The sequence below is a fragment of the Priestia sp. BR_2 genome, from assembly GCF_041954005.1.
GTDB lineage: Bacteria > Bacillota > Bacilli > Paenibacillales > Paenibacillaceae > Paenibacillus_AQ > Paenibacillus_AQ lautus_A.
Map to the genome: position 1 here is coordinate 43,123 of NZ_JAVFHM010000204.1, position 22,698 is coordinate 65,820.

General features: G+C 50.6%; 20 protein-coding genes and 1 pseudogene. 5 read left to right on the forward strand and 16 right to left on the reverse strand.

Translation table 11 applies throughout. The annotated features are described in order from the left end of the window. Positions 1-171 precede the first annotated feature (171 nt). Positions 172-1,149, reverse strand: coding sequence for a DMT family transporter (locus RB298_RS15350; RefSeq protein WP_486047506.1), 978 nt, complete (start codon positions 1,147-1,149; stop codon positions 172-174). 128 nt (positions 1,150-1,277) lie between these two features. On the opposite strand from RB298_RS15350, the gene pdxR reads away from it, so the two are divergent. Next, positions 1,278-2,672, forward strand: a complete 1,395-nt coding sequence (gene pdxR, locus RB298_RS15355; protein ID WP_486047507.1) for a MocR-like pyridoxine biosynthesis transcription factor PdxR — start codon at positions 1,278-1,280, stop codon at positions 2,670-2,672. 39 nt (positions 2,673-2,711) lie between these two features. On the opposite strand, the gene RB298_RS15360 is transcribed toward pdxR, so the two are convergent. Further along, complete coding sequence (locus tag RB298_RS15360; RefSeq protein ID WP_096775482.1) at positions 2,712-3,392, reverse strand: FMN-dependent NADH-azoreductase; 681 nt, start codon at positions 3,390-3,392, stop codon at positions 2,712-2,714. Between the two features lie 149 nt (positions 3,393-3,541). Between RB298_RS15360 and RB298_RS15365 the strand changes: the two genes are divergently transcribed. From RB298_RS15365 to RB298_RS15375, 3 genes are read left to right on the forward strand one after another with little or no spacing between them, the layout of a single operon-like run. Then, positions 3,542-4,876 (forward strand): spore germination protein, encoded by a 1,335-nt coding sequence (locus RB298_RS15365; protein ID WP_255250591.1) that lies wholly within the window; start codon positions 3,542-3,544, stop codon positions 4,874-4,876. Further along, the gene (locus tag RB298_RS15370) at positions 4,869-5,963 is read left to right on the forward strand and encodes a GerAB/ArcD/ProY family transporter (RefSeq protein ID WP_486047508.1); all 1,095 of its coding nucleotides are present in this window, start codon (positions 4,869-4,871) and stop codon (positions 5,961-5,963) included. The genes RB298_RS15365 and RB298_RS15370 overlap by 8 nt, the downstream gene beginning before the upstream one ends. Before the next feature lies 1 nt (position 5,964). Beyond that, positions 5,965-7,047: a Ger(x)C family spore germination protein gene (locus tag RB298_RS15375; protein WP_096775479.1), complete on the forward strand. Its 1,083-nt coding sequence runs from the start codon at positions 5,965-5,967 to the stop codon at positions 7,045-7,047. Between the two features lie 139 nt (positions 7,048-7,186). On the opposite strand, the gene hisC is transcribed toward RB298_RS15375, so the two are convergent. From hisC to RB298_RS15445, 14 genes and pseudogenes are all read right to left on the reverse strand, one after another. Further along, entirely contained in the window at positions 7,187-8,314 is a 1,128-nt protein-coding gene (hisC, locus tag RB298_RS15380; protein WP_486047509.1) for a histidinol-phosphate transaminase, read from the reverse strand. Between the two features lie 50 nt (positions 8,315-8,364). Further along, entirely contained in the window at positions 8,365-8,670 is a 306-nt protein-coding gene (locus RB298_RS15385) for a Dabb family protein (protein WP_096775477.1), read from the reverse strand. 143 nt (positions 8,671-8,813) lie between these two features. Then, positions 8,814-10,418 (reverse strand): alkaline phosphatase family protein, encoded by a 1,605-nt coding sequence (locus RB298_RS15390; RefSeq protein ID WP_096775476.1) that lies wholly within the window; start codon positions 10,416-10,418, stop codon positions 8,814-8,816. A 131-nt stretch (positions 10,419-10,549) separates the two neighbouring features. Next, positions 10,550-11,761, reverse strand: a complete 1,212-nt coding sequence (locus RB298_RS15395; RefSeq protein ID WP_096775475.1) for a Bcr/CflA family efflux MFS transporter — start codon at positions 11,759-11,761, stop codon at positions 10,550-10,552. 130 nt (positions 11,762-11,891) lie between these two features. Further along, complete coding sequence (locus RB298_RS15400) at positions 11,892-13,112, reverse strand: MFS transporter (protein ID WP_452519238.1); 1,221 nt, start codon at positions 13,110-13,112, stop codon at positions 11,892-11,894. Positions 13,113-13,231: 119 nt separating this feature from the next. Further along, the gene (locus RB298_RS15405) at positions 13,232-15,739 is read right to left on the reverse strand and encodes a WG repeat-containing protein (RefSeq protein ID WP_486047510.1); all 2,508 of its coding nucleotides are present in this window, start codon (positions 15,737-15,739) and stop codon (positions 13,232-13,234) included. Between the two features lie 167 nt (positions 15,740-15,906). After that, on the reverse strand, positions 15,907-16,368 hold the full coding sequence (locus tag RB298_RS15410; RefSeq protein WP_277748704.1) for a DUF2269 family protein: 462 nt from the start codon (positions 16,366-16,368) through the stop codon (positions 15,907-15,909). After that, on the reverse strand, positions 16,368-16,988 hold the full coding sequence (locus RB298_RS15415; RefSeq protein WP_096775471.1) for a TetR/AcrR family transcriptional regulator: 621 nt from the start codon (positions 16,986-16,988) through the stop codon (positions 16,368-16,370). The genes RB298_RS15410 and RB298_RS15415 overlap by 1 nt, the downstream gene beginning before the upstream one ends. Positions 16,989-17,014: 26 nt before the next feature. Beyond that, entirely contained in the window at positions 17,015-17,467 is a 453-nt protein-coding gene (locus RB298_RS15420; protein WP_096775470.1) for a DoxX family protein, read from the reverse strand. 186 nt (positions 17,468-17,653) lie between these two features. Beyond that, complete coding sequence (locus RB298_RS15425; protein ID WP_277748703.1) at positions 17,654-18,898, reverse strand: MDR family MFS transporter; 1,245 nt, start codon at positions 18,896-18,898, stop codon at positions 17,654-17,656. A 340-nt stretch (positions 18,899-19,238) separates the two neighbouring features. Next, the gene (locus RB298_RS15430) at positions 19,239-19,643 is read right to left on the reverse strand and encodes an NUDIX hydrolase (protein ID WP_096775468.1); all 405 of its coding nucleotides are present in this window, start codon (positions 19,641-19,643) and stop codon (positions 19,239-19,241) included. A 34-nt stretch (positions 19,644-19,677) separates the two neighbouring features. Continuing rightward, on the reverse strand, positions 19,678-20,136 hold the full coding sequence (locus RB298_RS15435; RefSeq protein WP_192572234.1) for a DMT family transporter: 459 nt from the start codon (positions 20,134-20,136) through the stop codon (positions 19,678-19,680). Positions 20,137-20,169: 33 nt separating this feature from the next. After that, positions 20,170-20,871, reverse strand: a pseudogene (locus RB298_RS15440) (Crp/Fnr family transcriptional regulator). A gap of 51 nt (positions 20,872-20,922) precedes the next feature. Then, a complete protein-coding gene (locus RB298_RS15445) occupies positions 20,923-21,348 on the reverse strand; it encodes a DMT family transporter (protein ID WP_015734833.1) in 426 nt (141 codons plus the stop codon). A 351-nt stretch (positions 21,349-21,699) separates the two neighbouring features. Between RB298_RS15445 and RB298_RS15450 the strand changes: the two genes are divergently transcribed. Beyond that, positions 21,700-22,563 carry a pentapeptide repeat-containing protein gene (locus RB298_RS15450; RefSeq protein ID WP_486047511.1) on the forward strand — a complete coding sequence of 288 codons (864 nt, stop codon included), beginning with the start codon at positions 21,700-21,702 and terminating at the stop codon, positions 22,561-22,563. Positions 22,564-22,698 lie beyond the last annotated feature (135 nt).

Genomic DNA, 22,698 nt, shown 5'->3' on the forward strand with positions numbered 1-22,698 from the left:
ATAATCTATAACCCAATTTTATCCTTTCAAACTTCTCCTTTGATGAATACAACCCCCAGCAAGCGGTCTCTCAGTCAATCAGACAGTTGGCACCTGAATCTCTTGAAACGCTGAGCCTTGCCGATCCACAAGCCAAAGAAGCAGCGATCAACGCTGCTTCTTTTTGTTAACCTATTCCCTCACTCCAGCGAGGCTTCCATGTTCCGACTGAAGCTGTTTGGCCGACGGAGGGCTTATGGCCTGCTGGCGGCCAATGAGGAACATACCGAGAACGACCAGAATGCCTCCGCCCCACTGCTCCCATCCTGCGGGTTCTTTTAGTACCATGACAGATAACAATAGAGCCGTGAAAGGCATCATGCCGGAAAAAGCGGCAGCTGTTGAAACATGGCAGCGCTTGATGCCGGCATACCACATGATGAACGCCACGGCCGTCACGATCGGACCATACCATATCAGTGCCAGCCATTCTCGTAACCCGATGGTTGCCAAAGAATTGACAGGATCCTCGGAACCTGCGGGAATCAAGCATAATAGGAAGGCGATCGCCGAGACGAGCGTCGTTTGGACTACAGGATGCATGGCATGGTTTGGGGAAGCCGTTTGCTTCACCGAACCGATACGGGATAGCAGGTTAAAGCCGGATTCGCTTAGAGCCGCGCAGAGCACCAGCAAGTTCCCATATATGTGCTGCACCTTGAAAGAAAGGCCGGGCGTGAGCATTCCTTGTAATACGAGGATGCCTCCTACCGTGCTGAGAATGCCTGCCAGCTTGCTGCCGCTAACCGATTCCTTCAGGAGCATGAATGCCAACATCACGGTAAAAGCGGGCGTAGTCCCCGTGAGTATTCCGGCTTCTGCCGTGCTAGTATGAAGAAGGCCATGCAGTAGAAGCATCCGGAACAGAAACATACCCAAGAGCGCCTGAAAAAACAGATACCCCCATTCGCCCCATGACAGCCTGCCAACCGTTCTCCTCAAATCCTTCATGCAAAAAGGAAGCAAGCATAACAGAGCCAGCAATAAGCTGGCCGCCGTTATCGTAAACGTACCTAACTTTCCGTTCAACAGCCACGCCGTGATGACAGAGGTTCCTGCCAGCGTGAAAGCCCCCATTAAATAAAGCATCCCTTTCCATCGTTCCAACATGATCACATCCCCTAAAAATCTCCAATCGATGGCCGCTAATCTATGCTACAATCATAGGAAATTAACTGGTATGATAAAAGAGCCAGTTGATCACAAATATAAGCATACCAGTCGGAGGCCGAGCCAGCATGTGGGGAATCAAATTAGATCGGAACAGCGAAGTTTCGCTCAAACGCCAAATTTATTTGGCCATAAGGGATAGGATCGTTCAAGGAAACCTGCAGTCAGGAGAAGCCGTCCCCTCTTCCCGTCAATTGGCCAGGGATCTGAACGTATCTCGTGCCACGGTCAACGAAGCTCTGGACATGCTGAACGTCGAGGGCTATGTGGTCAGCAGGCAAGGAGCGCCGACGCGCGTAGCCTCAGGCATCGTGCTGGATCCTCCGACTGACGCCGCACCGCGGACGCAGAAAGAAGGTCCTCCTGACTTTGCAGCGGATTTTCGCACGGGCCAGCCAGAACTGAGGTTATTCCCGCGGTACGCATGGCAGCAGATTTCATCGAAAACCCTTGGCGGCATGAGCTCCGCCCTGCTGGGTTATACGGGTCCCCAGGGCCTGTCGGCGCTGCGCAATGAAATCGCTTTATGGCTATTTCGCAGCAAAGGACTCAGCGTGGATGCCCAGGATATATACATAACGGCAGGCGCGACGCATGCGCTCAGCATCCTTGCCGATTTGCTCTTTCGGGACCGTCAGGAGATATGGTTTGAAGATCCTTGCAATATCGAGATGCTGCAGACGTTTATCAATAAAGGGTATCGCATACGTCCAGTTCCCGTGGACGAATGCGGCATGCAAACAGATCTGCTGGGAGGCAAATCAAGTGGTCCCGTGTATGTCACCCCCTCCCACCAATTTCCACTTGGCGGTATCCTGCCGGCCGATCGGCGCGCTGCCCTTATTCGTTACGCCAGAAAGAACGACAGCTATATCATTGAGGACGATTATGACAGCGAGTTCAGATATTACGGGGATTCCGTCTCGCCTTTATATGCCATGGATCCCGATAGGGTGGTCTATGTCGGCACATTCAGCAAGGTTCTATTCCCTGCGCTTCGCATCGGTTACGCGGTGGTTCCCCGTCGGCTTCAACAAAGCTGGGGCCGGTTACGTACCCATACCGATGTGCAAAATCCCCCTTTTGAACAGGCTGCTTTGGCCGAATTTTTACATACCCGGAAATTTGACAGGCATATCGGGAAAATGCGTAAGATCTACGGCGAACGCAGGCAGGTCCTCTTGTCTTCATTACATGAACACTTTGGAGATGAGTGGCGTTCTTGGGGAGATGCAACCGGTTTGCATCTTGCCGTAGAGTTTCCCGGGGCTGTCTTTGACGAGGCTTTCAGGCAGAGGATCAGGCAAGATCGAATACGCATCACGCCGCTGGATTATCACAGCATTCAAAAAGGTCTCCACGCCAACAAGCTGCTGTTTGGCTACGGCCATCTTGAGCCTGGTGAGATCCGTGACGGAATGATGCTCCTGCATGCTTATTTAAAGGATCACGGATACATATAAAACAGGCTGCCATCAGGCAGCCTTGTTCATGATACATTCCTATTCCGCTAATCCACTTCGTATAGGCTCTATATCTGAAGTCTCCGCCATAGCCAAGTTCTTCGCAGCCGTTTCGGCTTCCTGAAAAGCCTTCTCCAGAATTTGACTTCGATCCAGAATGGCATTCCCTTGTGCCCGGATGATCTGATAATCCATGATCCCCATGAAATTAAACATGGATTTAAGGTACTTATGTGAATATTCCACCTCGGTATACCAGTCATTATTCGTGTAGATGGCGTCACTTGCCTGAATGACCAGCAAACGGCGGCCATCCGTTAGCAAACCTTCCGAACCGTTCTCCGTGTATCGAAACGTCTCACGCGCGATGAGGATGTTGTCGATATAATCCTTAAGCTTGGACGGTACGTTGAAATTGTGCAATGGCATGGCAATGACATACTTCCGCGCATCCTTAAACTGCCTCAGGATGACGGACATCCGGTCCGTGATCTGCTGCTCCTCTTCGTTAAGCGGCCCCCCTCTTCCCTGTTTGCTCCATGCCTCAAGAACCCTGTAGTCAATCGCAGGTATATGATCGCGGTATAAATCTACCTGTTCGATTATCCCTGCTGGATTCCATTTCGTGTACGCCTCTACAAAATGCTGAAGCACCTGTAAACTGACAGAGGCCGCTGCTTCCACCTTCGGATGAGCATTAATAATGAGCATTTTTTCCATTCAATTTCTCTCCTTTTCGTCTATTCCAACATATAGACAAATAAGGCAATGCGATTGTGACATCAGCCGGCGTACTTTTCTTGCATAAAGCAGAGGCTGCAATGGAAATGATATCTAACATTAAGTATGGCGGAGGAGCGGATGCAGATATGAACCTCAATGAAAGCCTGGCTGAATATTTCAAAGCGAATGCCGATTATTTCAATGTTGAAGTTCGATTGCTGCAATATCATGTCCAGGTGATCGGTTTGGATTCATTAGTGGATATTCCCCAGAGCATCGCATCGCTTCAAACCCAAACCTCGAATCTAACCGAAACCGCCCTGCCGCCCGCTGATCTGCTTAAAATCGTGGGCGAGCTTGTTGAACCCAAATTGGAAGTGGTTGTTCCCGACATCATGAAGGGCCACCTGATCATTCTGGAACCTGCGTCCGGATCCTGCAGCGCCGTTCTTCCGATATCGAAAGCTGTCACCCGCTCCGTCGCATCTCCCGAAACCGAGAACACATTATACGGCTCCAGCAGCGCCTTTCTGGAAGATATCAATACGAACATCGGCATTCTTCGAAAACATTGCACCGGATCTTCCTTGCAAGTGGAAACGTACACCGTCGGGAAGAGCCATCCCAAATCTTTATTATTAATTTATCAGAAAAATAAGATCAAACCCCGGTTATTACAATCCATTCAAGCAAAAATCAAATCAGGTCTGGATCAGGATGTTCATCATATCCAGCAGCTCGAAAAGATGCTTGGCGTCAACGCGTGGTCGCTCGTAACCAACTTCAACATGACGGAACTTCCGCAGAATGCAGCACACTCCCTGGAGCAGGGCAAGGCCGTGTTAATGCTTGACCGTTATCCGTTCGCGATCATTATCCCCAGCCTTGTCATGGATATGTTCTGCATGAAGGACGATCATAATTACCCCCTCCCCTTCATGTACCTGATCCGAACCTTGAGAGTCGTCGGCGTCCTGATCGCGACGATTATTCCCGGACTCTATGTTGCCCTGGTATCCGTCAATCCCGAGGTTCTTCGGCTTCAACTGGCCCTCTCGATTGCTAACAGCCGACAGGAGGTCCCTTATCCCGCCTTTGTCGAGACGCTGCTGCTCCTTATCGTTCTCGAGCTCATCCTGGAAGCGAGTGTCCGTCTGCCTAAAAGCGTGGGTCCTACCATTACGATGGTAGGCGGTATCATACTTGGCCAAGCTGCCGTATCCGCCAAACTCGTCAGCAACCTGTTGATTATTGTGCTGGCGGGTACAACCATAGCTTCTTCTACGGTGGTAGGTTTCCAAAACTCCGTATCCGTGCGAGTGTTCAAGTATCTGCTGATCATACTGTCCGCCATCTACGGCATGCTGGGATTGCTTGCTGGAATCGTTGTCATCTGTGCGTATATGGGCCATCAAAAAAGTATGGGGATTCCTTACTTGTCGTTACCTACATTGAATCAGAAGGATGAGCGAAATGGATAAGAACGGTTATCAAGCAACCATCCTGTACGTGGTTTGTCATATGGGGCTTATTTTTTTTCTCTATCCTTCCGACATGTTTTCCGGCATGGACATGGGCCACTGGATCGGAATCTCCATCAGCTATGCGCTGCATGCAGTTGCCCTTTATATGTACATTAAAGGTCTGAAATGGGCCTCCCAGCCGAATGTCGTGGAGATGTTCCGCAGCACCGGCAAATACCTTGCGTGGATCCTATTGCTTCCTGCTTTCTTTTACTTCGGCATCGCTATCATCGTAGCACTTAGGGCCTATTCCGAGATGTTAACTCTGGTCTTCTTATCGAACACGCCGCTGTGGGCGGTCCAGCTGTTATTGATTGCCATTGCTTTACTCATGGCGTGGCAAGGAATGTCCAGCATGGCGCGAACCAGTGTCCTCTTGGTTGTCTTGTTCACGTTCCCCATTTTGTTTGTTCTCTGCTTTGGCTTTCAGAATGTGGATTGGTATTACCTGCTGCCGCTCATTGACCCGGAGCAAACCTTACGTTTCATAGCGAAGCCTAATTTTCTGGTCAGTTTATTCGTTTACGCAGGCGGCTCCTTTTTCCTGGGACTGCTGCCTCCATCCATACATATCAGTCTCAAGAAAATGATGCTGGGCTGCCTTCTGCTGCTGCCCATGTTCTTCTTATCGGTCTATTTGCCGCTTCTGACCTTTGGGCAAGCCACCGCCGAGCTATACCAATTTCCTATGCTGATGACCATAGACACCGTGAATATCACCTGGCTGTTGTTTGATCGGATCACGATTTTCTTCTTGTTAAGTCTGATGGCATTTGCACTGCTGTACTTGGGAGTTACCTTATGGGTTCTTGCGACGCTAGCCCAGAGGGCCGTCCCGAACGTCCCCAACGTCTATCTGTTGATTGCGCTGACCGCCGGTTTGTTTGTTATATCCTTAGCTATCCCCAACTGGAATTACCTCAAAAATCTGCAGGTGTGGATTATTCCTCTGCGGTTGTATATTTTCCTGGTGCTTCCCCTGATCACGTTTCTTATCGGATGGCGGCACAAACACAAAGCAAGTCGTGCAACGGAGGTAACCTGAAATGGACAATCCGGTCAACATCCGCCATCCCTTGAAGTGCTTTCTCATGCTCGCTGCCCTGCTCCCCTTGCTTTCGGGCTGCTGGGATAACAAAGATATTAACCATCGCTCGCTACCGGTGATCATGGGCATTTCGTTAACGGAAGAGAATCAATATAAGGTGTTTCTGGACATTCCGGTCACGAATGAAACCAGCACCGTCAATATCGTTTCGGATACGGGCAACACCATCAATGAAATCATTGATCATATGAGCATGAACATGGAGACTCAGGTGGATCTGCTGCATTTGAAAATCGTCATCGTGGATAAGAACTTTGCCAGCAAGGGCATGGAAGACATTATTTCCGCGTTTAATCGGTCAAGGGACATCTCATCCAAAACGCTTTTAGCGATCTGCGATGAAGAGCTTGATCAATTCTTTTCAAAGATGCAGGCGAAATCGGAGCACAGCGGCAGCATCGTATATGATTTTTTTGAAAAAAACGCCGGATGGAACCCCCAGTTAGCGGACACGCGCGTATGGCAAATGTTTCGAAGCATTCATTCTTATACGCATGACGTGATCGTCCCGATCATTCGCTCAGGCAGATCCACCAGTATCGAATGCGTAGGCTCAGCCATCATCAAGAATGGCAGGATGACAGGCCGAATCGGGCCCGACGAAACCCTTGTTGCCAATGCCTTTTACGGAAAAAGCGCATTCGGGAAGGTCGAGGTTATGAACAGCGCCACCGTTCAAATCATTAGCAACAGGCTGACCCATCGCAGCTGGATGAAGGATGGAAGACCTTACCTTCGAAGCCATCTCAGGCTGAAAGTCACCATCCTGGACTCCAGGGGACACCCGACGGAAGAGCAGATCAACGGGAAGCTGGAAGAACTGCTCACCACCAGGCTGAATCAGATGTTTAAGCAAACGCAAAAAGAACAAGCGGATATACTGGCCTTGGGACAACATTTCAGAAACCACCTGACCCGGGAACAACTGCAGGATTGGAGAACGACATATTATCCCGATCTGGATTTCAAGCTGAGCGTTTCGACCGTCATTGAGAATCGTGGCAATCTTAAGAGCCTGTAGGTCCCGAAAAACGATCAGAACTCAAAACAAAAAGAGCCGCGCCTGCGGCCCTTTTTGTTTTGGATGAGCTGGATGCTGCAAGATTTTTGACGTGATCCTTGCCTCCCGGGTAATGCCTTTGTATTCCTTCTTCAACGGTTTATGTTGAATGGAACAGGATCTCGCGTAAAGCGTCCAGCAAACCTTGATTTTCTTCCGCGGTTCCTACCGAAATCCGAATATGACGCGGAAGCCCCCACCCTTTGGCTGACCGGACGATGATCCCCCGTTCCAGCAGCTGATGGTATATGATATCTGCATGTTCGCCAAGCTCTGCCAGAATGAAATTGCTCATGCTCTCGACATAAGGAATCGATAATCGGCTCAGTCCCTCATAGATTTGGAGCCTCCCTTGTTCATTCATCCGGCGGGATGCATCGACATGCTCTTCATCTCCGAGCGCGGCCGCTGCCGCTGCCTGTGCCAATGCATTCACGTTAAAGGGCTCCTTAACCTGCAGCAGCGTGCGGATGATCCCTTCGGAAGCAGTGCCGTACCCGACTCGAATGCCCGCTAGCCCGTAAATTTTAGAGAAGGTGTTGAGGGTGATGACCGGATAACCCGACTTGATGAAATCGATGCCGTCCGAATAATCGGAGGCCGTGGCATAATGGCGGTATGCGGTATCAATGACCACCAGCACGCGATCCGGAAGGCTGTCGAGCAGCTTTCTCATTTCGGACTCTGGCATGTAGGTGCCTGTAGGATTATTCGGGGTGCACAGGTAAACGATTTTGGTACGTTCCGTAATGACGGCCAGCATATCTTCAGCAGAGAAAGCATATGGCTCGCGCAGCGGCACCTTAATGACCGTGCCCGACATGAGAAATGCACCAAATTCGTATTCGCTAAATGTCGGATCGGGCACCACAATCTCGTCGCCAGGCTCCAGATACGCCCGTGAAATCAGCATGATCAACTCATCTCCGCCGTTCGTCACGATGAATTGATTCGCTGCCAATCCTAGGTGCCGGCCAAGCGCTTGCGCAAGAACCGACGAGCGTTCATCGGGATAACGGTGCAGGTCAGGCAGCTGATTCTGAATGGCTTGCAATGCTTTTGGCGAAGGACCGAGCGAATTTTCATTGGAAGCCAGCTTAATGACGCGATCCAGTCCGTATTCTTGCTGCACTTCCCAGATGGGTTTACCCGCCGTGTAAGGCTTCAGACGTCCTAGCGCCGGCCGCGGCGTTATTTGAGGCTCCGACCCTTCCCCTGCTCTAGTCAATGTTTTCTCCCCCTAACATGATTTATGGTGCCATTGCTTATGGGCCACTTCTATATCTCGCTGTAATCGATCTCCAGAAACTGCTCGACTTCCTTCTCCCAGCGATTCTCGACAAAATCAACATGCTGAGGATGCACATTGTAGGCTTCATAATCGGCTTCGCTCGCAAACTTCATGGAGAAGCCGTAATCGTATGTATTTTTGGGACTGATTTGCTTGAATACCTTAAACTCCTGAACCGTCGGAATCGTGCTGAGGGCAGCTCGTCCGTCCTCCAGGAAACGATGCTCCTCCTCCGAGCCTTTCTCGTGCTTAAGCGAAAAAATAACGGAATGAATCAAGCGGTTTGATGACATATTAGTCCAACTCCTTCTCTTTTTCTGGGCAAGAATTACATCATATTATAACGGCAAAGGCCAAAAAAATCGCTACTAAAAAGGCACCCTTTTCCAAAAAAATTGGAACAGGGTGCCTAGCACAGGCAGATTCATCGGCAGCACTATTTTGCCTTTTGATTGTGATTCGCCAGCAAATCAAGCAAATAGGCTTTCAAGTCAACCATACGTAAATGCGGAGGCTTTTCGTTTGTTCCGACAATGATCAGCGGAACAAGCGATTCCATGTGGCGAATCGATCCGTGGCCCCCGCCCCCCTCATGGGTCGGAGAGCTTCGATCCGCCAATTCGTATCCCGGTTTAGCTGTGACCACCAAGAATTGTCCTTTATGGGAGTTCAGCGCCCCTGACAATCTTGCCAGCACATCCGGATATTGCCCGTAGTCCAAAGTGCGAGTCTGGGCATTCAATTGAAGGTCCAGCACTTCGGCATCCAACTTCACGGTCCACGCTTGTTTATAACGGTCGATCAGGCTGCCCTTCTCTTTATACTGGAGCTCCTTATACGTGGATCCCTGCATGGCGTGAATCCATTCGTCTTCTTTCCATGCAACAAAATCGATGCGGTCATCCTTGCTTATGATTTCGGCCAAGCTTCGCAACGTACGATCCGGCTTGAACTTATATACGTAAGCCATCGTTTCATTCACCGCCAGCGCAATCTCGGTTTCATCCTTGAGATCCTCACCCGGCTTTAATATGCGGATGCCCTTCAGCATAGCAGGCAAATCAATCTCCGAACGCTGCTCACGTGGAAGAAGCTGCGTCATGCCGCTATCCCCGGCGATGACGAATATAGCCTCTTCGAACGCTTTTTCCGGCGATCCGAACGACTTCAGTAAGGATTGAAGCTGCTGATCCACCTTTTTGACGCCTTCGAGCTCCGACGGCCCCTTTTTATGAAGCTTCTGGTCCAAGTCCGGCAAATATACATACAAAAAATCCGGCAGCTTATCAGCTTGGATCAGATAGTTTACGGCCCCTATCGCGAACTTATTGTTCATCCCCATCCGTTCGGTGAGATCGTCAGGCAATTTCTCGTTACCGTCGAAGGGATTGGACAGAGCTCCCAAGGTTAAAAAATCCGGGCCTTTAACTTTTATATTTTTCTGCAGCGACGTCGGCCCCTGTATCCAATCCGGGATCGTCAGCGTATGCTCGGTCGTTCCGCGATATACCAAGCCGTTGATCGACCCCGATTTCAAGCCCCTGCGGGCTAAATCTTCGTGGATCGTACGCGAATCCGCATGTAAATGCTTCCCGTTCAGATGGATTAACGCATCGGTCAGGACCGGATTGATCCCCTGCCTTAAGATTTCCATCGGTCCGGTGCCGTAATTGATCAATTTTTTATCGTCGGTCGAGTACCATAACAGACCCGGAACGCCATGTACGTTCGGATAGGCTCCCGTTAACATCGTGCTGTCGATCGTAACGGACATCGTAGGAAAAGAGCTGACCAGATCCTTGTAGTATTGCCCATGTTCAATCAAGGTTTGAAAAGTGGGCAGCTGCTTTTGGGATATGCCCTTATCGATGGCCTGAGCCATTAGGGAGTCGATCATCAAAAATATGACTTTCTTATGCGTCGCTCCTTGTTCGGATTTTACCCGCAGCAAATCCTGCTCGGCAGGTTGTTTGTGCTGGCATCCCATTACCGTGATCAATACAAGAGACAGCATTCCGAATAAGATGTTTTGTATACGCATTTCCATTCACCACCTTCGTACATTTTGTCACAGAGATGGGAATGTCATGCAAGGGATATTTTGCATATTCGCAGCATGTTCAAACTTAAAAAAAGAGAGGACGCTTATCGCCCTCTCTCCCATGGTCTGTATCAATAATCCGCTGCCGTCCCCTGCGTTTTCGTCAGTTTGAAGAACGATCCTGCACCTAGCACGGAGGTGGCGAAGAGGATGGCACCCATCGGCACGGCGGTGGATTCGTTAATCCCGACCAGCGGTGACACCATCGAACCCAGCATTAAGGGAAGCAAACCGATGACTGCGCTCGCGCTTCCAGCCCGATGACCCTGGTTCTCCATGGCTAGCGTAAATGTACTGGTAGCTACCATGCCGATCGTGATCATATACGTAAAGATCAAGATGACAATGACCGCAAGAGGTCCTTTGAGCATCGTCATGATCAGCAGCAGCAAGGTTGCACTTACCGAGACCATAACCCCGATCCGAAGCAGGCTCCGCTCATGTATGATGCCGCCAAAACGGCCAATGATGAAACTGCCTGTTATAATGGCGATTCCATTGATTCCGAACAGAATGCTAAAGACTTGCGGCGACACTCCGTAAATGCCTTGATATACAAAGGGAGTACCGGAAACGTAAGCGAAGCTTCCCCCGTGAATGAAGCCTACCGTCAACGCGTAACCGATAAAGGAACGATCCTTGAACAGGCTTCCCATCGTACGTACCGAATGGGCCAAGGAGCTTGGCGTTCTTCTCTCGCGCGGCAACGTTTCCTGTAGCCGTATGGCCACGATCAATACGATGACTGCCCCGAACAAACTTAAAAAATAAAAGATGGAATGCCAGCTCGCTCCCGGCATTAGCAATATGGCCCCGCCGGACATCGGCGCAACCATGGGAGCAACCGCGTTGATGACGGATAATAAGGCAAAAAACTTCGTAAGCTCGCGGCCGCTGAACACATCCCTTACAACGGCGCGCGAGATGACCAGACCTGCCGCTGCGGTAAAGCCCTGCAAGAATCTGGCGATGACAAGCGCCGTAATATGGGGTGCCAAAGCGCAGAACAAGGAGGAAAGGGCAAACAAGACCAGCGAAATGATGAGCGGCTTTCTTCTTCCTTGCGCATCGCTGATAGGTCCCACAATGATCTGGCCGACCGCAAGGCCGATCAGGCAGGATGTCAAGCTTAACTGGACGAGCGATGCACGCGCGCCTAAGTCATCGGCGATTTCGGGAAAGCTGGGCAAATACATGTCGATATTAAACGGTCCTAATATGCCGAGCAAGCTAAGGAGCAAGGCTAATCCGAGGCGTTCTTTTCCTGTCGGGTTATGAAGCATAATGTGTCAAACACCTCTACTCTATGATTTTGTATTACATATCCTGTCATTGACTTGTCCATAAAATAGTAAAACTGCAAGGCTGAACTCCCTATGTATCCCAGCCGACAAAAGAAAAGCCCGGTTCGAATCAAACCGTGCTCTTCCCGCTTTTATAGAGGATCCGATTAACCTTTTCGGAGCTCAGCATCATGATCAGGGCAAACAACAGGATGACGACGGGAAACAACCCGATGGATATCTGGGCTGCAACGATCCCAAAGAGCGGGGGCAGTATCGTTGTGCCTGTGTAGGCAACAGCCATTTGATACCCCATGATTTTGGATGATTGGGCTCTGCCGAAGCGCGCCGGCGTTTCATGCAGCATGCAAGGAAATATGGGCGCTAGGCCGAGTCCGATGACAATTAAACCGATGAGGGACAGATAGGGATGCAGCGGCAGCAATAACAGGACGGCCCCTGCAATAGCCGTCACCTGCCCGGCCCGTATGAGAGTGAGATTGTTGATCTTCAGCGTCACGAATCCGGTTATGAAGCGGCCGACCGTAATGCCTCCGTAATACATGGATACCCAGACTGCCGCTGTTTCCAAAGGGAGCCCCCTGGTCCCTACCAGAAAGCTTGCTCCCCATAAACCGACGGTCACTTCAACACCGCAATAGAACAAAAATGCCAGCAAGGTAACCTTTACCCCTTTGATCTGCAGCGGATTGCCGCGTTTCTGGACCATGGCTTCCCCTCTGCTCGCGGAGTCGGTTCCCGTGTGTACGTCCTGCATGCCTTGAGGCTGATGTCGGCTCGCCACGATCTTCCATAGCGGTAACGTAAGCAGCAGGATGAAGACCAGCGCGAATTGCAGGATCGATACGGTATAATATCCGTCTCTCCATGCATTGCCGGTCCCCATGGAATAGGACATGATGATCGGTCCTAACGTTGCGCCGACGCCCCAGAAGCAGTGCAGCCAGCTCATATGATGGGCCTTATAGTGGTTTGCCACGTAATTGTTCAACCCTGCATCAACTGCTCCTGCGCCTAGACCAAGGGGAATCGCCAACAGAATGAGCCAGAACAACGATGGCGCAAACGAAAACCCGAGCAGCGCGCTGGCCGTCAGCAAGCAGCTGATAAGCGTAACGATCCCCGTCCCGAAGCGTTCGATCACGCTTCCGCTGACCAGGCTGGACACGATCGTGCCTCCGGTTACCATCATCGACAGTAAACCCGCGGATTCAAAGGCCGCCCCGATATCCGGCTGCATGGCCGGCCAGGCGACACCAAGCAGCGAATCCGGAAGCCCTAAACTAATGAAGGCAAGATAAATAATAAGAAGAAAAAATGTTACCACCATGAAGGTCCTTTCAACGTTGTTATCAATTTGGCAATATTCATCTATTCTAAACCTTGTTCGGTCTTATGAAAAGGCCAGGCACGGCTTTTGTCCTCGAAAGCGGCGCGCTGAATGAAATGTCAGGAATGGAACGCCTTCCAGAATTCACCTTCGGTATTGATGATATCCCGGATCTGTGCGAACGGAATGGTGAATGTCGGAAAACCCGCGGCGTAAGGAGCAATCTCGTAAGGCGCAAACACCAGATGAATCGCATGATCCGTCACATAGAAGGACTGGTCGGGAGCGATTCCCGTATAACTGTCCGGAAACACGTACGAATACTGAGGATCCTCCTTGATCTGCTTGCCGACAATCCGGCTGAGCTCCTGCACATAATCGCTGCCTGGCTTAAACAAATCCTTCAGCGAATACATGCTGCCGTTCCCCAGGTTAATCAAGGCAAAGGTTCGTGTCGGCATGCCATGCGCGGCACCGAAGGGATAATGATAACCGTTCAGCTCGAGTACAAGCAGCTGGTCCTTGTAGAATATGACGTCAAAATCGCCTGTATAAGCATATTCCAGCTGCTGGTCGGCCGGGATGGACTTTACTTGAGACATATCTTTAAGCTTGTTATTAACCGCTTGCTCGGCAGTCCGATCCCTCATTCCCTCGATCTGAGGATAATAAACTAAGTAATCCGGATTGGGTTTATACTTCTCCTCTGCGACCTGATAAGGAGGCTGTAACGGAATTACCGTATTCTGCTTCCAGATGACGCGGCCCGATCGATCCAGATACGACAGCCTCTGATCGACCATGGCCTTTATCAAGCCGCCTGGTTCCAGCGTAAATGAACCGCTGCCGTTAACGCGGGGATATCCCGGTGCCGGTCGGCCTGATCGATCGATGAAATACGTCTGCATCGCATCATATACCGAGGCCAAACCGTGCGTGAATTCAAGAACGTCACGATATACATAATCGGACAGCCTCTTTCCTTCCCAATCGGCAATGGCATAGATAGATCCAATATACGGCTGTTCCGGATCGATCGCACGCCCGAGTGCAAACCGGTCTTCCTTCAAATCCCGGATGTCGTTATATTCCGGCTGGATCACCCATGTTCCCTGTTTATTAATGACGCCATACTTCGATCGGTAATCTTCAGCCGTGTTAACGATAGCTCTGCCGTGATGGAAAGGAAATGCCGAAGAAAAAGCCGGCGGGATGACAACGTTTCCCTGTTCATCGATATAACCGTACTTGCCGGCGCTTTCCCTCTGGAAGGCCAGCATGCCCTCACCTAGCGGTCCAACGTAAGCGAACGGATAGGTGGCCAATTGGCGTCCCTGGGGATCGATGAGGGCATACAGATTTTCTTTTATTTTCACAACGGCTTTGCCGCCTGCAAAATCATTCGCTTCCTCATACTGCGCAGGGATCGCCTCCTGACCCTCGGCATCGAGGTAGCCGTATCGGCTGTTTGCGCCATCTCCGCCGCCGGAATCGGTAACATCGAAAACGGCTCTTCCTTCGCTAAGCCCCGCGATATACGGATAACTCCGCCTTGTCAGCACTCGCCCTTGTTCGTTGATCATCTGAAAGCCTTGACGATCGATCACGGTCGCTCGATGTTCCAAGAATGGGCTAATGGATTGATACGTGGGCTTCACGACGAAACGGGCGAACCGGTCGATGAGCCCATAAAGGCCGCCTGCGCCAACGACTGCAAGGCCATTGTCCTGGAAATCCTGAGCATCCTCATACTTGGGTTGAATGACCATGCTGCCGCTACGGTCAATGTATCCCCACTTTGTTCCGCTCGTTGTTTTCACGGATGCCGGATATAAGCGGCCAAGGGTCTGCGATTTCCCCCTGCTTGCCAGCATTTCCTTGATCCGGCTCTCAAGCTCAAGCAGAATCTCGCGTGAAGGGTAAGGCTCTGCGAACTCAAGTGCTTTACGGACCGACACAAGCGCGGCCTCCGTCATCCCTGCCCGGTATTGCGCGTCTGCCAAGTAGTACCAATAATAAGCGTAATCCGGATGTTCGTGCGTCAATCTCTCGTAATACTGAACGACGGCAGGAAAATAATAAGGGTAAGCATCCGTTGCAAGCACTAACGTTCCTCGGTCCCACCTGACCACTTCGACTCGATACGCTTCTCCCGTATCGTGGATCCATAACGCGATTTCAGCAAGACCATCCGATCCCGCCGGACCGGGCAGATCCACGATATCGATATAACTGAAATTCACGTCAGCAGGCGCGATATCCTTATATCCCTCCGAAGTCCATGCGTAGATCGACAATTTGGACCAGATAGAGCCGAGCTGCCAACCTACGATTACATGGTTCAGGCTAGGGTTTAACATGGGAGCTGCCGTCAGTAAAGTAACCCCATACCCCTGTCCCATGACATTGGCAACGACTTCGTAACCAGCATTTCGATAAAGCAGCACAAATAGATATAATGCTTCATTCAATCGATACACTCCAACGATTTCAGGCACCTGATCTCCCGTAAGATCGGCGGTTATGACGGCAGCATGTTTGGCAGTATGACCCATGTGTACAATTTCCGCGCCGTTTGGCAGATAAACCTTAACCATCTGAACCAGCTGCGGATCATAAACGGACATGAAGTTTTCCTCCCTATTCGCAAGCTTTCTCGCCTAATCGTATGCAGACGATTGTCAAATATGCGCTAACGCGAGAGGGAGACGGCGCTTCACGCGACATGTTTCGTTGCGGACCGTTAACTAAAAACGACCCGATCGCGGTTTAGCGATCAGATCGTCATTATCGTTCAGAATGGTTTGCTCACCATGAGGTATAAAATAACGAACGGCAGCAGTGTTGCTATCGTCCCGCCTACCGCCCAATACGTTGAAGCTCGCTTATAACTTGCTGATATTCCTCCATCCTCTACGGACTGCAAACTATGCCGAATCATTCCTTTTTGCAGAGGAATCAATATGCCCGCCCACAGAATTCCCGTAATGCCGAACAAAACCAAGGAAGCCGTAAGCCAGCTCATCCCGCTCATTCCATATCCGGCTTGCATGGCCATCACTATGCCTGAAACGATGATCAGCAGCAGGCCTGGAAGCGTGAACACGGCATCGGCTAACATGACATTTTTTACCGTCTGATAGATTTCTGCAGGATCCCCTTTCAGGTCCGCCCGTACCTTCCAGAATGCTGCCGTGACGATATTGCCCAGAAACAATACGCATCCGGCAATGTGAAGAAATAACCATAACGTCATCAGTCATCCCCCTCCTTCCGATGCCCGGGCCGCAATATATCGATGATGAAATCCGAATATTCCTTCGTGCTGAATACATCGCTTGTTACGCCGATAAGTCCCCGCATCCGCAATCCGAAAGACAACAGCTCAAACAGCTCCGCCGTCCGTTCCGCATCGATGGATTTCGTTATGACGCCGGCTTCCTGGCCCGTAACAATCCATTCCTTGGAAGTGGCTCTCGCTTCCCTGTAGAAGCCAGCCACAATGTCGGCAATTTCCGGCTGATCGCTTTTGCCGATCAGGTACATCAAGATCAGGTTGCTGACATCGTCCCTGCTTTCCAGTCTCGACATGCCGTTTGCAATGGCATTCATCGGCCCGTCAAACTGTTTAATGTCCCCTTGCTTGTTCACCTCGTTCATGAACTGCTCGTTCTGTTCGGCAAGCTTTGCTCTTAACACGAGGACAAACAGCTCATCCTTGCTTGAAACATAATGAAAAATAGCTCCCTTGGACAAGCCGGAACGCTTCATGATGTCATTGAGCGTGGTTCGGCTTGCGCCCTGCTCACGTATCAGTTCTTCCGTGGCTTCAAGCAGTATTCGCTTGGTCTGCTCTCGTCGTTCTTCCTGCTTCATCTGTTATCCTCCTTGATGATGGTTGGTTACCCCTGAGGCGGAAGCCATCCCGCCATGATGACCGCCGCCAAGAACACGATTTGCATCAGCGTTCTCGGTCCGATCGGAGTGGCCGGCTTGCCGTCGAGCGGCAACCGGTGTTTTGCAGCAAACACATTGGCCGGAAACATGGCCAGCAGCATAAGAGCCAGGCCTGAAGAGGCGAAGGCGGTCGTGGCCGGAATAAGGATCAGAATAGCTCCCGCAATCTCCAGCACCCCGGTGACGGTAACGACAAGCGCGGCATTAGGGATCCCCGGCGGGACCATCGCGATCAGATCGGCTCGCCGTTTTCCCCAATGGGCAGAAGCCGTAATCAGGAACATGACCGCAACCGCTAACCTGAGCGAATTAACCCAATCATTCGTATACTCCCAACCTGCAAAGCCCAGTGCCCGAAACAAAAGAAGCGACACGAACATTGCAATAAACGGTATCATGGCCTTCACCAACCTTCCGTGAATTTGTAAATCCATTATATATACCGACCGGCGGTTTGTAAATATAAAAATACAACATTTTTCCAAACCTCCACGGCAAGCCTCGTATGAAAAAGTAAAAAAGCCAAGCCGGTTGCGTCCCAACCCGGCTTGGCCCTTTCTTTTTACGATCCATTCAAGCGTCCGCTAGCTATGGCTTTTTTCTACATACATTCGAAATAGCAGAATATACAACACCGTGCTGATCAAGGCCGATAACAGTATGATGCCGAATACGCCCATCGGCGGTACCCAAGCTGACAGAAATACCGTCACCGGCGCCAGCAATCTTCCTACCGTAAACTGCAAGCTGTCAGCTCCCATATACTGCCCTCTTGCATGCTCCGGCGCATAATGGCTGATAAAGCTTTGCGTCACCGGCGAGCGGACAATTTCCCCGAAAGTAAAAATAATGGTTACGAAGAATAAAAACCAGATGTTGGTGTTCAGCCCAAGCGCAAACGTGCCTACACCGGATAACAAGGAAGAAAGAACGAATACGTCACGCTCCTTCCAGTTCCGAAACCACTTGGTTACCGGAAGAATAAATAGAACGAACAGGAGCCCGTTAAGGCCCAGTACCCACCCAAGAATCTCCGTGCTCGATAACATTAGCGAATGACCGTTCCAAGAGAACAGCGTCTGGGATGGCACATAATCGATGACATATACCGCCAAATACAGGTCCAGCTGCATGATGGTCACTAGGGCAAATATCCCTGCCAGTATGTATACCAGAAACACTTTATCCCGAAAAATGATGCCATATCCCTTCCACTGCGCCTTGAACACCTGAGGGATCGAATCAGATCGCTCCGGACTCTTCGCTGAAGCCGGCAAGGTTTCCCGAACAATAAAGTAAATCGCGATGAAATAGACCAGCAATACGACTGAACATGACCACAGGAGCTCTTGCCGATACTGAAAAAAGAAAATGGCTCCAAGTGCCGGACCAAGCACGGCCCCTAAGTTGTTCGCCGTCGTAAACGTTGCGAATACCTGCCGTCGTTCTTGAACGGGAACCAAATCCGCTACCATCGCCGAACTGGCCGGCCTGTAGATGGCTCCCCCGAATCCGATGCCGATAAATGCGGCATAATCGGTCCAGTGCGAAGGCGACAGCGCGAACAGCGCAAACATGACCGTTTGCAGCGAGGCACCAAGCAGCATGACGGGGCGTCGTCCCAGCCGATCGGCTAAAGCGCCGCCGAGGAGGCTGCCAACGATGCTGAATATCGGAGGAACCGTCATTAGGATTCCCGCGATATGATTGCCTAGAGCAGCGCCGAAATATACCGTTATGAAAGGAAAATACATCCAAAACAGCATATTGAACAGCGCTTCGCCGAATAATCGAACCTTTAAATTGGTATTCCATAATCGTATTGGCATAAAACTCCCTCTCTTCAGTCCCAACAGCCCAAGTTAAACATTGGCGATGCAGTTTCTATCCCGGCCGGGTATTACAAACTATAGGGCATTTTCCTGGAAAAATATAGACTTATATTTAACGCTGAGTTATACTAATAATATCAAAGCCGAATATAGTGATTTTCAATTTAGATGACCCATAAAACGAACATTTGTTCCAAATACAAAAGACGCTCCCCTCGGAGCGTCTTTTTTTGTTGCATGGCTGTATTCACTTGGGCCTGCTGTCAGGGCGGGCATGGATAATGAAAACGCCCGTCAGATGGCAGCCAGGATCAAGTAATAGGATAATCCCTAAGGCTTAATCCGCCAGTTTTTTCAGTTCATGCAAATGATCAAAGATCATCTGGCTGACCTCGGAGACCCGTGCCCGATCCTTATACGTGAGCCATGCCAGCTCTTCAATCTCCGAAGCCGGTCTTAACTCCCCTTCATATTCAGCCGTGTAACAGGACATCGTTACTCGAACGCCCTCCGATTTACCGTGGGCGGAAGCGCGGAAGCTCCCTGCATTCGCCGCGGACTCCGGTTTGATGCGAACGGACAGCTCCTCCTCAATTTCCCGAACCAGGGTTTCGATATCGGATTCTCCCGGTTCCCGCTTTCCTCCGGGCAGGTAATACGTGTCCTTGCCTTTTGAACGTGCGCACAGTATGCGTCCATCCACGATGTGGATCCAAGCGATTTTATCAATTTCCGTTATCATATGGATTCCTCCTTCATTCTTCGTTTGCTGATGGCTATGCCGTCTCTTGCTGCTCCTGTTTACCGCCTAACTTAAATACTAGTATGCCCCCGACAATCACAAGAACACCGATCAGCTGATTGCTCGTAAACGGGACCTTCTCCAGGCCCAACCAACCCAAAGAGTCCCACAGCAGCGCGAAGCCGAGCTGCGAGGTCATAACGATCGAAATCGCGAATGTAGCACCAAGCAGCCTTGTCGCTTGTACCAAACAGATCACGACCCCGACTCCGATCATTCCGCTGATCCAGTACCAGGGCTCCATGTTTTGAATGTCGAATGTCCCTTTTCCCTCTACGGCAAGACTCATGGCGAACGAAGCCACAAAGCCCATGCCTAGCACCAACGTCGTTGTAGACCAGGAGCCTGTTTTTTCATTCACCCTGTTATTGAAAATGTTCTGCAAGCTAACCAACGAACCCGCGATCAGCGCTAATACCAATCCTGCTACCATGCTCTATCTCCCTTACGGTTTCTTTCACCATCGTCATTCTTCGTAGATATTGCCGCCGGCTACACTCATCAACGCTTCCCGATCTTTGATCAGAATGGAACCTTTGCGACGCACGATCAGTCCTTCATGGCTGAATTTCTGAATCACCCGGTTTAAATGCCGATAACTGGTTCCGAGCAGATTCGCGACATCCGTCAGATGGTATGCCGCCGGGTCGCTCATGACAAACGTGCCCGATGCTTCCTCCGAAACGGACAGTAAATAACTGGCCAGTCGCACCTCAACCGGGTGCAGTAAATTAAAACTCAAGAAATTGGATTTGATATAAAATTTCCGCGTGATGATCCGCAGCAAAAATTGAAGCAGCGGCGGATGCTCCTGCCCGTATTTGCGAAGCCAGCGATAATGCACGCCGATCATGTAGACGGGCGACACGGCCTGTACCGTATTGATCATCGGATTTCCCTGAACGTATTCGATGTCTCCGATCACCTCGAGCGGCGTTTTGAATGAAAGGACCAGCGCCTTGCCTTCCGCGGATGTCGTGAAGATTTTAATTTTCCCTTCAACCAGGAACTACAGCATCTCGGCAGGCTCGCCTTGCGTACAGATGATGTCGCCGTGGTCAAAATGATATAACACCAAATAAGGCTTTAGCCCATCGGGAAATATGGAATTGATTTGGTTGCTTACCAAAAAATCCTGCATGAGCTCGGCATCATGAATTTCCTTCACGTCCCTGTCTCCTTTCCCCATCACCCGTCTAAAGGCCCCTTATTGTCCGCATCATAATTTGATAATCACGACTCCGGCAATCATCATCCCGATCCCGATGAATTGAGGCAAACTCATTCTCTTCTTCGCCACGCCGAACCATCCGTTGCTGTCAATCAGGAACGTCAAGAATAACTGGGCGATTAATAACGCGGATATCGTTAATGTAACACCGATATTCTGAATCGCCGTCACCTCGCTGAATATGATGGGCGCGCCCAACGCTCCGCCGATCAGATACAGCGGCTTCACTTGCCCGAAGCCTTGCCTGCTGCCGTCCCGGACGAACAGCAGAATGACCAATGCCATCAAAAACCCGGTCAGCTGCGTGACCGCGGCGGCTTGCCAGGTGCCCATATCCTGGCTGATCCGGGCATTGGCTACACCTTGCAGCGTAATGCAGGCACCGCCAATGAATGCAAATAAAATTCCTCTCACGATACAAACTCCTTCATCTATAGATCTGTATACTATTAAAAGTGATCTCACCGGACGCAGGAAAGGACATATGTCCTGAAATGAACGGGATTCCACATCTAGCCTGTCCGAAGACACGAATTTCATTATATACTATCTGTTGGCTTTTCATCGATCATGCAAAAAAAAGCTGCCTAAATTTCCTTGGCAGCCTAAACGATGGTTACGCAGATATCGGGCTCTCACATTCTTAAGGTATAAAACAGTTATAACCAACATTGCATCTATGACTCTATCCTTATTTTGTTTTAAAATATAACTATGATTAGTCATTTATTGACGTTTCTATGACCGGAAGGAGCACCTCTACGCATGCTAGACAGACAAGAACACATCCCTGATGAACAGGGCCGAATTCAATTGCAATCGGATTGCGAACGCTGCTTTGGATTATGTTGCGTCGCTTTGCCTTTCGCTTCCTCCACCGATTTTGCCATCGACAAAGACGGCGGGTCTCCTTGCCGCCATCTGCAATCCGACTTCCGATGCAGCGTGCACAACAGCCTGCGGCAGCGCGGCATGCGGGGATGCACCGTTTATGAATGCTTCGGCGCTGGGCAAATGGTTTCACAGGTTACCTATAACGGACGCGACTGGCGGCAGGCCCCGGAGACGGCAAAAGAAATGTTCGACGTATTTCCGATTATGCGACAGCTTCAAGAGCTGTTATGGTATCTGAACGAAGCGCTGAGTTTGCAGCCGGCGCATGCCATACATTCTGATCTTAAATCGTCGCTGGAAGCGACGAGGAAGTTGACCCAGCTTCCTGCCGCATCCCTGTTACGGCTGGATGTGGCAGCTCATCGCGCTGAAGTGAACCAGCTGCTTCTTCGAACCAGTGAGCTTGTGCGGAACGATGCGCGACAGAAGCATAAAGGGCCGCCCGTGCGTCAGAAGATCGGGGGCCGTGGTGCCGATCTCATGGGAGCAAAGCTTAAAGGAGCTGACCTAAGATACGCCAATCTGAGAGGAGCTTACCTCATTGCGGCGGACCTCAGAGGAGCCGATCTGCGGGCCGCTGATTTGATCGGGGCCGATTTCCGGGATGCGGACCTAAGGGGAGCTAATTTAACGAACAGCATCTTCCTGACTCAATTCCAGGTTAACGCGGCGAAGGGAGACGCAAGCACCCGGCTACCTTCTTCCTTAGCCCGGCCGGCACATTGGACGTCTTAACGTCCCATGAATAGCAGCATACACAGGATCATTGACCATGACCTTCGCAAAGGAATCTCCGGCAGCCACTCGCTGCCGGCTTCTTTGCGCTGTCTGAATGTCCGTACCCGACGATCGGGGCCCCCTGATCGTATC

Coding starts and splice junctions, on each gene's coding strand:
- RB298_RS15405 (WP_486047510.1), bottom strand. CDS start 15,739: ATGTCCGTTTATGATCCGCAGCTGGTTCAGATGGTTAAGGTTTATCTG.
- RB298_RS15365 (WP_255250591.1), top strand. CDS start 3,542: ATGAACCTCAATGAAAGCCTGGCTGAATATTTCAAAGCGAATGCCGAT.
- RB298_RS15425 (WP_277748703.1), bottom strand. CDS start 18,898: ATGCCAATACGATTATGGAATACCAATTTAAAGGTTCGATTATTCGGC.
- pdxR (WP_486047507.1), top strand. CDS start 1,278: ATGTGGGGAATCAAATTAGATCGGAACAGCGAAGTTTCGCTCAAACGC.
- RB298_RS15415 (WP_096775471.1), bottom strand. CDS start 16,988: ATGAAGCAGGAAGAACGACGAGAGCAGACCAAGCGAATACTGCTTGAA.
- RB298_RS15360 (WP_096775482.1), bottom strand. CDS start 3,392: ATGGAAAAAATGCTCATTATTAATGCTCATCCGAAGGTGGAAGCAGCG.
- RB298_RS15420 (WP_096775470.1), bottom strand. CDS start 17,467: ATGATACCGTTTATTGCAATGTTCGTGTCGCTTCTTTTGTTTCGGGCA.
- RB298_RS15385 (WP_096775477.1), bottom strand. CDS start 8,670: ATGTCATCAAACCGCTTGATTCATTCCGTTATTTTTTCGCTTAAGCAC.
- RB298_RS15370 (WP_486047508.1), top strand. CDS start 4,869: ATGGATAAGAACGGTTATCAAGCAACCATCCTGTACGTGGTTTGTCAT.
- RB298_RS15435 (WP_192572234.1), bottom strand. CDS start 20,136: ATGGTAGCAGGATTGGTATTAGCGCTGATCGCGGGTTCGTTGGTTAGC.
- RB298_RS15395 (WP_096775475.1), bottom strand. CDS start 11,761: ATGCTTCATAACCCGACAGGAAAAGAACGCCTCGGATTAGCCTTGCTC.
- RB298_RS15450 (WP_486047511.1), top strand. CDS start 21,700: ATGCTAGACAGACAAGAACACATCCCTGATGAACAGGGCCGAATTCAA.
- RB298_RS15400 (WP_452519238.1), bottom strand. CDS start 13,112: ATGGTGGTAACATTTTTTCTTCTTATTATTTATCTTGCCTTCATTAGT.
- RB298_RS15430 (WP_096775468.1), bottom strand. CDS start 19,643: ATGATAACGGAAATTGATAAAATCGCTTGGATCCACATCGTGGATGGA.
- RB298_RS15375 (WP_096775479.1), top strand. CDS start 5,965: ATGGACAATCCGGTCAACATCCGCCATCCCTTGAAGTGCTTTCTCATG.
- RB298_RS15390 (WP_096775476.1), bottom strand. CDS start 10,418: ATGCGTATACAAAACATCTTATTCGGAATGCTGTCTCTTGTATTGATC.
- RB298_RS15410 (WP_277748704.1), bottom strand. CDS start 16,368: ATGACGTTATGGTTATTTCTTCACATTGCCGGATGCGTATTGTTTCTG.
- RB298_RS15350 (WP_486047506.1), bottom strand. CDS start 1,149: ATGTTGGAACGATGGAAAGGGATGCTTTATTTAATGGGGGCTTTCACG.